The sequence below is a fragment of the Undibacterium sp. Di24W genome, from assembly GCF_049340325.1.
Classification (GTDB): domain Bacteria; phylum Pseudomonadota; class Gammaproteobacteria; order Burkholderiales; family Burkholderiaceae_D; genus Undibacterium.
Genome location: NZ_JBMPOP010000004.1, coordinates 387,970 through 401,527 on the forward strand (window position 1 = coordinate 387,970; position 13,558 = coordinate 401,527).

General features: G+C 41.6%; 15 protein-coding genes. All 15 read right to left on the reverse strand.

What is annotated here, in order from left to right; genetic code table 11:
- Positions 1-260 precede the first annotated feature (260 nt).
- Positions 261-1,475, reverse strand: a complete 1,215-nt coding sequence (locus ACO0KZ_RS10865; RefSeq protein WP_422995177.1) for an EAL and HDOD domain-containing protein — start codon at positions 1,473-1,475, stop codon at positions 261-263.
- 275 nt (positions 1,476-1,750) lie between these two features.
- Positions 1,751-2,146 carry a chemotaxis response regulator CheY gene (gene cheY, locus ACO0KZ_RS10870; RefSeq protein ID WP_314862798.1) on the reverse strand — a complete coding sequence of 132 codons (396 nt, stop codon included), beginning with the start codon at positions 2,144-2,146 and terminating at the stop codon, positions 1,751-1,753.
- A gap of 95 nt (positions 2,147-2,241) precedes the next feature.
- Positions 2,242-3,318, reverse strand: coding sequence for a protein-glutamate methylesterase/protein-glutamine glutaminase (locus ACO0KZ_RS10875; RefSeq protein WP_422995178.1), 1,077 nt, complete (start codon positions 3,316-3,318; stop codon positions 2,242-2,244).
- A 76-nt stretch (positions 3,319-3,394) separates the two neighbouring features.
- Complete coding sequence (gene cheD / locus ACO0KZ_RS10880) at positions 3,395-4,003, reverse strand: chemoreceptor glutamine deamidase CheD (RefSeq protein WP_186942954.1); 609 nt, start codon at positions 4,001-4,003, stop codon at positions 3,395-3,397.
- Positions 4,004-4,006: 3 nt separating this feature from the next.
- Entirely contained in the window at positions 4,007-4,894 is an 888-nt protein-coding gene (locus tag ACO0KZ_RS10885; protein WP_422995179.1) for a CheR family methyltransferase, read from the reverse strand.
- A gap of 68 nt (positions 4,895-4,962) precedes the next feature.
- Entirely contained in the window at positions 4,963-5,415 is a 453-nt protein-coding gene (locus tag ACO0KZ_RS10890) for a chemotaxis protein CheW (protein ID WP_422995305.1), read from the reverse strand.
- Between the two features lie 88 nt (positions 5,416-5,503).
- A complete protein-coding gene (gene cheA, locus ACO0KZ_RS10895) occupies positions 5,504-7,549 on the reverse strand; it encodes a chemotaxis protein CheA (RefSeq protein WP_422995180.1) in 2,046 nt (681 codons plus the stop codon).
- A 47-nt stretch (positions 7,550-7,596) separates the two neighbouring features.
- Positions 7,597-7,962 (reverse strand): response regulator, encoded by a 366-nt coding sequence (locus ACO0KZ_RS10900; protein ID WP_314862808.1) that lies wholly within the window; start codon positions 7,960-7,962, stop codon positions 7,597-7,599.
- 50 nt (positions 7,963-8,012) lie between these two features.
- Entirely contained in the window at positions 8,013-8,561 is a 549-nt protein-coding gene (locus ACO0KZ_RS10905; RefSeq protein WP_422995181.1) for a chemotaxis protein, read from the reverse strand.
- Positions 8,562-8,619: 58 nt separating this feature from the next.
- Complete coding sequence (gene motB, locus ACO0KZ_RS10910; protein WP_422995182.1) at positions 8,620-9,537, reverse strand: flagellar motor protein MotB; 918 nt, start codon at positions 9,535-9,537, stop codon at positions 8,620-8,622.
- 17 nt (positions 9,538-9,554) lie between these two features.
- Entirely contained in the window at positions 9,555-10,415 is an 861-nt protein-coding gene (gene motA, locus ACO0KZ_RS10915) for a flagellar motor stator protein MotA (RefSeq protein WP_422995183.1), read from the reverse strand.
- A gap of 133 nt (positions 10,416-10,548) precedes the next feature.
- Positions 10,549-11,301 carry a class I SAM-dependent methyltransferase gene (locus ACO0KZ_RS10920; protein WP_422995184.1) on the reverse strand — a complete coding sequence of 251 codons (753 nt, stop codon included), beginning with the start codon at positions 11,299-11,301 and terminating at the stop codon, positions 10,549-10,551.
- Between the two features lie 63 nt (positions 11,302-11,364).
- Positions 11,365-11,916 carry a flagellar transcriptional regulator FlhC gene (flhC, locus tag ACO0KZ_RS10925; protein ID WP_422995185.1) on the reverse strand — a complete coding sequence of 184 codons (552 nt, stop codon included), beginning with the start codon at positions 11,914-11,916 and terminating at the stop codon, positions 11,365-11,367.
- Positions 11,917-11,964: 48 nt separating this feature from the next.
- Entirely contained in the window at positions 11,965-12,282 is a 318-nt protein-coding gene (flhD, locus tag ACO0KZ_RS10930) for a flagellar transcriptional regulator FlhD (protein ID WP_315475848.1), read from the reverse strand.
- A 535-nt stretch (positions 12,283-12,817) separates the two neighbouring features.
- Positions 12,818-13,525: a DNA polymerase III subunit epsilon gene (gene dnaQ / locus ACO0KZ_RS10935; protein ID WP_422995186.1), complete on the reverse strand. Its 708-nt coding sequence runs from the start codon at positions 13,523-13,525 to the stop codon at positions 12,818-12,820.
- Between the last annotated feature and the right edge of the window lie 33 nt (positions 13,526-13,558).

Here is a 13,558-nt window from a genome sequence, read left to right on the forward strand (position 1 = left end):
TGCCGTTTGACATCAACCGAATAGACAGTGATTCACCCCTTACTTCTTACAAAGAAATCAGGGGCGACGAACGGAGAGCCCAAATATTTCTTAGAAAAGTATCTGATTAGAAAGTGAACAGAAATTGAGTAGGGTAAAAACAAAATCAAAACAAAAATGGCCGAACCATAAAATGCTTTCCGCATTTTATAGTTCGGCCACTACAAACATTAGAATGAAATGCGATTTTTAAAACCGCATAGAAAGCTTCTCAAAAAGAACTAAGCAGAAGCAATATTTTTTGCCCAGACCAAGGCTGAAAGGTGCGCTTTGTTGACATCGTCATGATTGATCTTCAAGGACTCTGCCAAAGATTGTACGAGCATACTATTTAATTCACACGCTTCTGCGAGCGCCAGATAAGGCCCAAAGGCTCCGCTACGTGATACCAACGCTTCAACCACAGCTTCTGGCAATTGGATTGATGATAGTACCTCTTCCATAGGCAGACCAAGCAAACGGTCTAACAATGAAAACATACCCGCCACAAATAAATTCTCAGCTTCTGTTTTAGACATAAATGGTTGTCCAAGCATTTCAGCGAAACGCCCACGAATAATGGCTGTTTCTAACAAAACAGGTGAATTTCCATTAGTACTGGCTGTTGCCAAAAGTAAAGATAACCAACGGTATAAAGGGCTATAGCCTAGAATGGTGACTGCATGTTTAAGCGACTGAATCTCAGTACGCAAACCAAAGCCGGCGGAGTTTATATAACGCAAAAGTTTATAAGCCAAGGCTGCATCACGTTTTACTACAGTTTCTAGCTGTTGGATGTCTGCATTCTTGCGTATCATTTCCATCAGCTGAAGTATCGTAGTCTGAGTAGTATTTAAGCCTTTTTGTGTCAGATTTGGTCGCGGCGTCAAATGCAATTTGCCAACAAAGCTACATAAACCTAAGGCTGCACAAGCATCAAAATCCTGCCAGCTTCCGACATTGCGAGCCACCATTTGCACATTAGATTGCTTTAACGCTGCATACATCTTTGCCTGAGACGCCAAATTACTAGCGTCAAGCTGGACTTCCATGTGTGTGATTAGGGAAAAGAAGGACCGCTCTAATGCGCTGATATCCGCATTGCGCAGGCAAATTCCAAAACCCAGAGTTCGCAACTCCTTGATAGCCTCCAAACTTGCTGGATCACCAAAATATCGTTTGGAGAAAATCAAAACCGTGTTCTTTGCAGAAAGTTGACGTAAACCTTCGGCTTGCAACAGACCAGGAACAGCTTCCAAAAAAATCAGGCTGTCACCTAAAAGAAAACCTTTTTCATCGTCATGAAATTCTGCTGCAACGAAAGACATCAAAGAGCTCAAAGTCGAGACATCCATCTCGGCATTTTTTGCGCCACTCTGCCAAGACAATTGAAAACCAATCACCCGCTGCGCTGGGTCTAACAATGGTTCTCTAACGATGAAATTTACATCACTCATAAATTAACGGTTATTTTCTAGTTAGAAATCTAGGTCTATCTCACCTAGTATTGACTGGGTTTCGTATTTTCCAGCATTCGAAATACGAAGAATAAAATGCCAAAACACGAAAATCGAGCTATTTCAAAAGTACAAAATGAATGATTAGTTTTTTGATTTTGAAATCAATATTGTCCATGTAGACGCCAAAATGCCACACAAATATCAATATGCGTTGCACTTTTGACGGTCGGCAGACCCAATAATGATTGTTACCTCAATTCAACCTAAACAACTTACGCAGGTTTACCTAATTTTTCAAAAATCTTTGAGAGCTTTTCATCCAAAGTCGCAGCAGTAAATGGTTTCACCACATAACCATTTGCACCGGCTTGAGCAGCAGCAATAATGTTTTCTTTTTTCGCCTCAGCTGTAACCATCAATACAGGTAACTTCGCCAACGCAGGATCAGCACGAATATGCTGCAACATGGTCAGTCCATCCATATTGGGCATATTCCAATCAGAAATCACAAAATCGAAATCTCCGCCTTTTAACTTTGCCAATCCAAGCGCGCCATCTTCAGCTTCGTCAACATTGGAGTATCCAAGTTCTTTCAAAAGATTACGCACAATACGACGCATAGTTGAAAAATCATCTACAACTAAAAACTTGAGGTTTTGATCAGCCATAACTTACTCCATAATTTCACAAAGGACAGTAGTACATATTATCGGTTATATAGACTTATTTGGGTATGCAATTTGCAGAAATCCATGAATCCGGATTAAACACGCAACGCTCGACTACCGTGTTGATCCAAGTAATGAAGCACTCGGTGAGGTAAATCGTTGAGTGGAACCACTTCATTGACAGCACCAACCGCAATTGCCTCACGCGGCATCCCAAATACTACACAGGTTGCTTCATCTTGCGCAAAATTATACGCACCAGAATTCTTCATTTCTAACATTCCCTCCGCGCCATCCTTACCCATTCCCGTGAGGATCACACCAACTGCATTCTTCCCCGCAGACTTTGCCGCAGAACGGAACAATACATCAACAGAAGGCCTATGACGGTTCACAGGATCTGCGGTACTCAACTCTGCTACATAATTTGCTCCACTTCGAGCCAATAACAAATGTGAATGGCCAGGTGCAATATAAGCATGCCCAGGCAAAATCCGTTCACCACCTCGAGCTTCTGATACCGATATTTTGCATAAACCATCTAGCCTTGTTGCAAACGACTTAGTAAAACCTTCTGGCATATGCTGAGTAATCAAAATTCCGGGACAATCAGACGGCATCTGAACCAAAAAATTCTTAATCGCCTCCGTTCCACCTGTCGATGCACCAACGATAATCAATTTTTCGCTACTAACCAACGGGTTTTTGACCGACGGCAATACCGACAAGGCTTGACCACTTTGGGTACTGGAGGCGATTGCTCTTGCACGAATTCTTGCCTTCGAAGCAGCTCTTATTTTATCCGTAATCACATGAGCATACTCATTCATCCCGCTCTGGATAGACAACTTCGGCTTAGTAACAAAATCGACAGCCCCTAGTTCCAAAGCACGCATCGTAATTTCAGACCCACGTTCAGTCAGTGATGACACCATAATCACCGGCATTGGGCGTAAGCGCATCAACTTTTCTAAGAAGTCTAAACCATCCATTTTGGGCATTTCGACATCTAAAGTAAGCACGTCTGGATTACATTGTTTTATCAACTCCCTTGCAACCAATGGATCAGGTGCAACACCCACGACTTCCATGTCCGGTTGACTTCGAATAATTTCTGACAAAATACTCCGGATTAGCGCGGAGTCGTCAATAATTAAAACCTTAATTTTCATTGATGCCGCCATTAAGTATTCTTCTAAAATGAATTCGCATCATTAAACCAGATACATATATATTTTGAATTTAGTCTCAAAACAAATCCACATCACCGCCAACAGGTGCGCTCTTCAAACGACTAGCATAATCGAGTTCACGTTTTTTCAAAGTATCGTTATGTTCAACTTTTAACTTCTTCACCAAAACTTTACCAGTTCGAGGAAAAAAATAGACTTTTCGTGGATAAATATCATTCAGATCCTCTGCAATAACACGCATTCTTTCCATACGAAGATAATCCAAAACAAATTTAGCATTACGTTCGCCCACGTTAATCGCCGTAAATCCGCGCAAAACATTACCACCGCCGAACACCTTTGCTTCCATATTTTCTCTACGGGCACCAGCTTTCAGTAATTCATTAATCAATACTTCCATCGCATAAGTTCCATAGCGCATTGAAGCTGAGACGGGATTATCAGAATTCTCACCGCCATCAGGCAACATAAAGTGATTCATGCCCCCAACGCCGGATACCCGATCACGGATACATGCAGACACGCAGGACCCTAATACTGTGACGATCAACATATCCTTACCAGTAAAATAAAATTCGCCAGGCAATATTTTTGCTGCATCACAATCAAAAGTTCTATCGTAATAGACATTCGTTGCAAAGTGTTCTTCACTAAACTGACTCATGGATCACCTTTTATTTTGATCAGAAGAACTTAATTTCTTATGCTTATCCTCCTGGCTAGCCAGTACGTAAACCGTCTTTCCACGTAATTTAAAATCATCAGAGACATACAAAAAATTCTCAGAATGACCAGCAAACAACAATCCATCCGCCTTTAACAAAGGAACAAACTTTTTCAATATATTGGATTGTGTTGGCTTATCAAAATAGATCATAACGTTTCTGCAAAATATCGCATCGAACTCACCATGTATCTGCCATCTATCATCAAGCAAATTTAATGCTTCAAAAGAAATCAAATCGCGTAACTCCTGCCTAACCAACACGGTTCCTTCATTATTTCCACGACCTTTAAGGAAGTATTTTCGCACCAACTCCGGCGCCATTTTCTCCAATCGATCAATGTTATAAACACCGCGTGCAGCAACACTTAATACATTGGTGTCAATATCAGTAGCTACAATTTGCAGGTTTGGCTTTGTGGTATGCAAAGCTTCGCAAACAGTTATCGCGATCGAATACGGTTCTTCGCCAGTCGAACTTGCTGAGCACCAAATACGTATCGGACCGTTTTTCTTTTTGACATGCTCGGCCAAAATTGGGAAATGATGTTCTTCGCGAAAAAACGATGTCAAGTTTGTAGTTAATGCATTGGTGAAAGCTTCCCACTCGTCACTGTCACTCTGACGCTCTAACAGGTCTAAATAAGTCGTAAATGACACAATTCCCGTCGCGCGCAAACGTCGCGCCAAACGACTATATACCATTTCTTGCTTACTCTCAGACAAGGAAATTCCAGCACGACGATAAATTAAGTCACGAACCCGTTCAAAATCCCGATGATTAAATAAGAATTCTTTCTCGCCTTCCGACCGTTCTGCTGGCTTGGCCATCCAAATTTTCCTGTCCCAAATTAAATTATGCTTACTTTAGAAAACTTTCATAAACATTAGGTTTCTTTTTAGCCAGCATGGTCCATTAGACCCATTTCTGGACTTGACATCAATTTTTCAATATCAACCAAAATTAGCATGCGCTCTTCAAGAGTACCGAGGCCAATCAAAAAATCATCGTTAAAAGTCGTATTCATTTCAGGAGCTGGACGAACTTGCTCAGGAAGTAATGTCATAACATCAGATACACTATCGACCACCATTCCAACCACACGTGTACCGATATTGAGGATAATGACTACTGTTAACTGATCATAGGTAGGGGTGCCTAAATTGAACTTGATACGCATATCAACGATTGGAACAATAATCCCGCGCAGATTAATGACGCCCTTCAAAAACTCAGGTGCATTTGCGATACGAGTCACAGCCTCGTAACCACGAATCTCCTGCACTCGCAAAATATCAATGCCATATTCTTCATTTCCAAGGGTGAAAGCCAAAAACTCATTCGTATTCATCTCCCCTTGCGTTGCGATGCCATTTGCTACGGAACTATCAGAATTTTGTGCCATGTTAAATTCCCCATCAACCAAAGTTAATTCAAAACTATCGTACAGAGCGCAGCAAGGCTGCAACATCAAGGATTAGAGAAACACCACCATCGCCTAAGATAGTCGCACCTGAAATTCCTGGAATTTTTCGATAATTAGATTCAATATTTTTTACAACGACTTGCTGTTGCCCTACCAAATCATCAACAAACAAGGCAGCTTTCTTTCCATCAACCTCAACAATCACAGTAATGCCACACGAGGGATCTGTATGACAGGGCTCTATATTAAACGATTCGTATAGAGGAATTAAAGGCAAGTACTCCTCACGAATTTTGATCACACGCCCTTTGCCATTAATTTCTTTTATGTCTTCGGGCTTAGGCTGTAAAGACTCCACTACAAACCCAAGCGGCAAGATATAAATCTCCTCACCCACCTTGATCGACATCCCATCTAAAATTGCCAAAGTTAGAGGCAATGAAATGGTGATGGTTGTACCAAAACCTTTTGCTGAACGGATGTCAACAACACCGCCCATTTGCGAAATGTTACGTTTCACAACATCCATACCAACACCGCGACCTGAGACGTCAGTAACAACTTCAGCAGTCGAAAATCCTGGTGCAAATATTAATTGCCACACCTCTGAATCTGACATCGAATCAGAGACAGCCAATCCATTTTGTTTTGCTTTACCAAGAATTTTTTCACGATGCAAACCACCACCATCGTCAGAAACTTCGATAACAATGTTGCCACCTTGATGAACAGCAGACAATGAAAGCCGTCCCGATTCAGTTTTACCACTTCCTAGGCGAGTCGCCGGCATTTCAATACCGTGATCAATGCTATTACGAACCAAATGCGTCAGAGGATCAACAATGCGCTCAATCAAACCCTTATCTAGCTCGGTAGAGGCGCCATAAGTAACGAACTCAACTTTTTTACCTAACTTTGTGGCCAAATCACGCACCATGCGCGGAAAGCGTGAGAACACGTAATCCATAGGCATCATACGGATTGACATAACTGCTTCTTGCAAATCCCTAGTATTGCGAGTCAAATGCGCGACGCTACTGAGCAGACGCTCATTAGACACAGGGTCTAAGTCTTGCGTTCGCTGAGCTAGCATAGCTTGCGTTATAACAAGTTCTCCGATCAAATTAATAATCTGATCAACTTTTTCTATACCTACACGAATGGTCGTAGACTCATGCGATCCAGCATTTTTGTCAGATTCTTTCTTTGCACCGTGCTTGGGATGGTTTGAAGACTCGGACTCGGACTTTTCAACAGCTTTCTTAGCGGTCTCTTGAGGCTGCAAATTCCCTTCGGGTGGGAACATCTCGTCAAGCGGCTGAAAGAAACCATAGCCAAGTTCTTCCTCACTTTTGCCACTAGAATCATCAGCTACCGAAGACAATTCTTCAGGAGTAATTGAGATTTTATCGACATCCAAAATAAAAGAACAAACGGCTAAAATATCATCTTCGCTGCTGTTCGTTTTTAGGATAAAAACTGCACCGTCAACGTCTGATTTTTCAGACTTAACCGAACCAAGCAAGCCTAATTCAGTAGTCAATAAATTTAAATCATCGCTTCCAACAGCGGTGAAAACAACTCTGAAACAGTGTTGAAATTTTTCATTTTCATTGCCTACTTTTGTATGCGAACCCAGATCTGCAACAATACTTGGCTTTACTTTAATTTCTTCCTGCGCGAAGGATTGCAAGAGCATACGAACGTCACCGACAGCATCCAAATCAACTGGCGTCCCAAGACGATGCCCGTCCAGTTGCATCTTAAGGATGTCTTTTGCAGCAAGGAAAGCATCGACATGCTCCGAGGTCAAAGCCATCTCACCTTTGCGAATTTTATCCAGCAACGACTCTAATATGTGCGTCACTTCGGTCATATCGGTTAAACCGAAAGTTGAGGCACCTCCCTTTATCGAATGTGCAGTACGAAAAATGGCATTCAGATCCTCAGCATCTGGAGAGCCTACATTAACACCCAACAACAACTTTTCTTTTTCCGCGAGAAGCTCTTCAGCCTCATCAAAGAAAACCTGAAAAAACTGACTCATGTCAATCGTCATTGTCCCACCCCATTCTTACTCGATTACTTTCGCAAAAGCTAAACAAACTAACCAATAACTTTCTTCACTACTTCGGTTAATTTTTGTGGGTCGAACGGCTTCACCAACCAGCCATTCGCGCCTGCAGCTCGCCCCTTGGCCTTCATATCATCGCTTGACTCTGTAGTTAGCATCAAAATTGGCACCCGTTGATAGGTAGGGAGTGCACGCAATGATTTAATCAAAGTCAAGCCATCCATACGTGGCATATTCTGATCCGTCAATACCAAATCAACTACTTGATTCTTGGCTTTTTCCAAACCATCTTGACCATCGACGGCCTCTATGACTTGGTATCCAGCTGCCTTCAAGCTAAACGCAACCATTTGACGCAAAGATCCCGAGTCATCCACCGCTAAAATTGTTTTGGCCATCACCACTCCATTCAGAAATTTGAGAAAAAAACTCTCAGCTCAACGCAAATCTAAAATAACTCAATATCACCACTATTTAGATGCTCTTGATTAACCGTTTTACGCAATAAATTTTTAAGTTCAACACTTTGTTGTTCTAGCTTCCCGGTCACTTCGGTTAAAAGTCCTTCGATTTCTTCATTTTCACCGTCTGCAGAAAGTACATTGCCAACCACATCAAGCGTGTTCAGCAATTCACGAAGCCCGGCGCTACGTTGCATAGTCCTTGAAATCAATTGATTCGTCAGATCTTGAAATTGCAAGCTAGTAACTGCTTTGTTTATATGCAGAGCAATATCAGCCTGTATTTGAGTCAGACGCTCAACATTTTCGGCGGGCACTTGTCCTGCTCCGACAATAATACTAATCTGTTCTTCTTGAGACAAAACCGAAGCGTGTAAATCCAAAAAATTGGTTCCAAGCTTTTCTATGGCTTCAGCCAACAAAATTGTGGTTTGAATCAAGTCTGTCTCAACTTCCAATAAATGAGACACACCGTGATCCGAAACGCCGGCCAACAGCTGCTTTACCTTAGATCCGAGCATCTTTCTCTTTGACATCGTTAGCGTCCCATTCTGCAACATACCGGTTGCATTTCATCAAGTGATCACCGTTATCTTATTTCTTGCTCTCTACAGGAACTTCCATTTGCTTGCCAAGATCAACTTCCCCACCATCTTGTGATGCAGATAGTTCTGCCTTCTTATTCATCACTATGATGCTGATGCGTCGGTTTATCGGGTTTAATGGCTCTTCTTTATCAAATAAGACTGAGGACGACAATCCAACTACACGCAAGACTTTTTTCTCATCCATACCACCATAAATTAGTTCTCTTCGGGATGCATTCGCTCGATCGGCTGACAACTCCCAGTTACTATAACCTTTTTCACCACTACCATAAGGCGCGGCATCGGTATGGCCTGATAAACTAATGCGATTCGGCACTTCGTTCAAGGCAAGACCGATCTCGTGCAAAATCTCCCTAGTATAGGGCTGTAAATCTGCCTTGGCGGAAGCGAACATCGGGCGATTCTTTTCATCGACCATTTGTATTCGCAACCCTTCGGTCGTAATATCTAACAGTAGTTGTTTTTTAAATTGTTTCAATGTGGCACTTGATTCAATTGCAGCCTCAATTTTTTCTTTGAGATTCTTAAGTCGCTCCGCATCAGCTTTTGCTAAAGCAGCTTCTGCAGCCTGCAAATTGTAAGTTTTTTTAACCGCTTCAATTTCACCTTTACGCTGCTGTCCTTCGCGCAGTGAAAGATCCTTTCCTCCACCTTTAATTACACTAGAACTATCGCCGCTTCCATCACCGCCAGCCATTGCCACCTTCAATGGAGTTTGAAAGTATTCCGCAATACCCTGCAAATTACCTTTAGCAGTAGAACCAAGAAGCCACATCAACAAGAAAAACGCCATCATCGCCGTAACAAAATCAGCATAAGCAATTTTCCAAGCACCGCCATGGTGTCCACCAGCGACCTTCTTGATTCGCTTTACAATAATAGGTCTGAGTTCCTCATTTGCCATTTTGTATGTCCGTCAGACTATTTAGACTTTGACTGCTTAATATGCTCTTCCAGCTCTGAAAATGTAGGACGCTCAGTTGAGTAAAGCACTTTGCGACCAAATTCGACTGATAATGCAGGTGCATATCCATTTAAACTCGCCAGCAGCGTTACCTTCACACACTGAAAAGCTTTAGATGACTCATCTAGTTTTTGCTCAAGCAAACTAGCCAGTGGGCCAACAAATCCATACGCCAGCAAGATACCTAAAAACGTGCCCACCAACGCTTTTGCGATTAATATCCCTAACTCGGCAGGAGGAATACCAACCGACTCCATAGTATGCACAACACCCATCACTGCAGCAACAATACCAAAAGCAGGCAATCCGTCACCGAGTTTAGCCATAAAATGTCCAGGTATCGCACCTTCATGGTGATGAGTTTCCAACTCGTTATCCATTAAATTTTCAATCTGAAATGCATCCATGTTTCCAGATACCATGAGACGTAAATAATCAGACAGAAATTCCATCAAATGATGATCTTTAACAACCAAGGGATATTTACTAAATAAAGGACTCTCTTCAGGCTTTTCAATATCACCTTCGATAGACATCAAGCCTTCTTTTCGAATTTTGGTGAGAACATCAAAAAGCATCGTCATTAGCTCCATGTACATCGCTTTTGAGTACGGTGAGCCTTTGAACACTGAAGGCAAGGCTTTTAACGAAGCCTTCAATGACTTAGGTGTATTACCAACAAAAGCCGCTCCTACTGCAGCACCACCAATCATTAACAATTCGATAGGCTGAAACAATACCGCCATGTGGCCGCCAGCTAACACAAAACCGCCAAATACGGATCCACATACGATGATATAACCCACAATAACTAGCACGAGTTAGACTCCTCAATCTGTTTACTCTCGAACATTTATGCTTTCGAGCCACAACTCAAGAATACCAGCGATCTGGTAGCATGAGGCAACATTTACCAGAATATTGCTCAAAAAATATATTTCTGTTGTTTCATTATATACGCCAACCGTACAACATTGACCCATCTTGCGCCAATTCAATGCAAAGATCAGGCTCCACACCCGGGACCACAAACTCATAACTCAAAAAAAGTGAGCCAGGAAGCATCTCAGTGCTAACTTTCGCCCAAAGCTCTGACATAGCAGCGGGTGATAGATAGCAAAATACGATGCGAAATTGAGATAAGTCCAGATCGATGTAATTAGCAAAATAAAATCGTACTGGCGACCGGTAAAAAAGGGCACGCGTCACACTCACCAACCAAGGCAAAGGCGCGATCTCCACCCCAGAAAACTGACCTAATTGATTGCGCTTAGACAAATCTAGCAAAAGCCCGCCCATACCGCTACCTAGATCGACAAAATTAAATCGTTCAGCAACGGGCAACAAATTTAGCAATGGATCGATTAGCGTTGATTTAGAAGGATAATAGGGAACTTGAGTTCGGTAGGTTGACCAATACAGCAAGCTCAGCATTAGCAAACCAATTAAATATACGAAGGATGGCAGACTCTGCCAGTAAAAAAAAACAACAAGAAGGGGAAAGGAAAACTGTATGACGCCCCACCACCAGTCGAAACGCAGCACTAACGCAGCGACACTAGCGATACAGCAATGCAGAAAGAGTGCAAGAAAAATACTTAAAGATGCGCCCCAAAAGAATTGAATTGCAAAGAGCAACAAATACGTCAGACCCAAGCTTAACAACTGCAAGAGCAGTGATTTCAATCCAATTGACAACTTCAAATTGCCCACCTCATACAAGTCAATCAATACAAGCTAACTTAAAGCGAGCAAAGTTTATCCTAACTAAGCAAATGCTGGTGACAATTCTAGTGCCCGTGCTTTCTTTGTTTTACCCGCTCTCGAAGGGACATGGCAAAGGCCGCATGCGTAGTGATCGTGCAAATCAAGTGTATGCCCAACAAATTGTCCACCACAATGTTCGCATTTAACGAATGACAGCATATTGCCCTCAAAGAATCTAACCAAGGTCCAGGCACGAGTCAATGACAATACAGGCTCTTCACCATCAGGCGTCGGCATCTGTTCGAGATAAAGTCTATAAGCCTTAACAACCGCATGGATACCACTAATTCCAGCATGCTCACGCAAATATTTGAAAATATTCATAAACAAAGAAGAATGAATATTCGGCTGCCAAGTAACGAACCAATCAGTCGAAAATGGCAACATACCTTTTGGCGGCGATACGCCCTTTAACTCTTTATAAATCTTCAGCAAGCGCTCACGTGAAAGAGACGTTTCTGTCTCCAGCAACTGGAGGCGGGCACCCAAGTTGACCAAATCTACTGCCAACTGAATTTCGTTAGCTTCATTTACGATACTTTTCGTTGCCATGATTACACCTCAATCTTCAAAAACAATTAAGAACGCCAAATCAAAAATTTAAGCGATTTCTTCGACTTTTTGGCCAGCCATCAAAATTGCGGCATGAGAATGCGCCAAAGAACGTTCTTTATTGTAATTTGTCAACATACAAAGAATTGAGCTATCTTCAAATCTAAAACGAGCCAACATCATATTGGAACCCGCCAGTTTCAAAATTTGGGCATTATTTAAACCCTCAATCAAATCAGCGATTTCTTTACCAATACCCAAACGAAAGATTGCGGTCGCCTTGTCCGAACGAATCATTTGCTGGGCGAGCATGAGGTAACTCAAGTTAGCATCGCGAATTTCAGCCATCATATCATTTGGTGTCATTTTAGCACTCCCACTATTTAATCCTGACAGAATGTGTTGCCAGTGGGATACATTGTGTTACCAAGCAAAATACAGGTGTATCAGCGGAACTACGGAATTGAACTCAGAAAATAATGAAAGACCCAATAGGAATTTATCCTACATTGGATCATGAATTGAAAATTGCAAAAAAAGATTCGCAATATATATTTGAAATTTGTATTTTGCTTTTTTTAGCGCAACACAAGCAAAACCCAATAAAAACAACGACTTAGAGATTAAAGCAATTTAAAACTACTGCTCATATAAATTGATAACGGCAGTAATTCGCAAAACTTTAGGGCTAGCTTGAAAATATTTTTAAATTATTTTTGTACCTACCCCACAAAGCTTAACGGCAAAAAAAAGCGCCACTTTAGGGTGGCGCTCAAAAAAAATTTCTTTTTCTGTTGGTATTTAGCATGAAAACATCGAAAAAATATGAAATTTAATGGTCATTGTTTCAATTACTTCCAAAAATCAAGAAAGCTTCATCCATGTTTAGGCTTGTCTTCGCTCAAGTTTCCGTTTTCCAAAAGCAGTTTCCATTGGATGCTTTAGAAATATCCTTGACTAAGTCCTCGTGCATATCGAGTTCAGCCAAGCTTGCTGAGCAAATTAATACATTAAAATCAACCTCTTCGATTTCAACTACTTTAGTAATGACCTCTGCCCGTTCTTCTTCGACTTCTATGCTAAAACTATTTTGACCACGTGACATGGCCAAAAATACATCCGCTAACAATTCTGCATCCAATAAAGCGCCATGCAATTTACGGTGTGAATTTGAAATCTCGTAACGATCACATAGCGCATCCAAAGAGTTACGTTTACCAGGATGCAGTTCTTTTGCCTGAACTAAAGTGTCGATTACATTGGACACGTGATCTTCAAACTTAGGCAATCCCAAACGCTCAAACTCAGCATTTAAAAATCCCAAGTCAAATGGCGCATTATGGATAACGATTTCCGCATCCTTAACAAATTCAACAAACTCGGCAGAAATCTGAGAAAAGACTGGTTTATCACTCAAGAACTCAGTGGTCAAACCATGAACTGCGAGCGCTCCCTCTTCTGAATCACGCTGCGGATTAATGTAGCGATGAAAATTATTTCCCGTCAACTTACGGTCAAGTAATTCGACACAACCAATTTCTATGACTCGATTTCCTAAACGAGGATTTAAACCCGTGGTTTCAGTATCTAGTACGATTTGTCTGCTCATAGACTCATCTCTCTTATCTAAATTATTCAATAC

Bases quoted from the DNA above. Each gene is read 5' to 3' on its own strand.
- flhD (WP_315475848.1), bottom strand. From the start codon at position 12,282: ATGACACCAAATGATATGATGGCTGAAATTCGCGATGCTAACTTGAGT.
- ACO0KZ_RS10885 (WP_422995179.1), bottom strand. From the start codon at position 4,894: ATGGCCAAGCCAGCAGAACGGTCGGAAGGCGAGAAAGAATTCTTATTT.
- ACO0KZ_RS10875 (WP_422995178.1), bottom strand. From the start codon at position 3,318: ATGAAAATTAAGGTTTTAATTATTGACGACTCCGCGCTAATCCGGAGT.
- ACO0KZ_RS10900 (WP_314862808.1), bottom strand. From the start codon at position 7,962: ATGGCCAAAACAATTTTAGCGGTGGATGACTCGGGATCTTTGCGTCAA.
- ACO0KZ_RS10890 (WP_422995305.1), bottom strand. From the start codon at position 5,415: ATGAATACGAATGAGTTTTTGGCTTTCACCCTTGGAAATGAAGAATAT.
- dnaQ (WP_422995186.1), bottom strand. From the start codon at position 13,525: ATGAGCAGACAAATCGTACTAGATACTGAAACCACGGGTTTAAATCCT.
- ACO0KZ_RS10905 (WP_422995181.1), bottom strand. From the start codon at position 8,561: ATGTCAAAGAGAAAGATGCTCGGATCTAAGGTAAAGCAGCTGTTGGCC.
- flhC (WP_422995185.1), bottom strand. From the start codon at position 11,916: ATGGCAACGAAAAGTATCGTAAATGAAGCTAACGAAATTCAGTTGGCA.
- cheA (WP_422995180.1), bottom strand. From the start codon at position 7,549: ATGACGATTGACATGAGTCAGTTTTTTCAGGTTTTCTTTGATGAGGCT.
- cheD (WP_186942954.1), bottom strand. From the start codon at position 4,003: ATGAGTCAGTTTAGTGAAGAACACTTTGCAACGAATGTCTATTACGAT.
- cheY (WP_314862798.1), bottom strand. From the start codon at position 2,146: ATGGCTGATCAAAACCTCAAGTTTTTAGTTGTAGATGATTTTTCAACT.
- motB (WP_422995182.1), bottom strand. From the start codon at position 9,537: ATGGCAAATGAGGAACTCAGACCTATTATTGTAAAGCGAATCAAGAAG.
- ACO0KZ_RS10865 (WP_422995177.1), bottom strand. From the start codon at position 1,475: ATGAGTGATGTAAATTTCATCGTTAGAGAACCATTGTTAGACCCAGCG.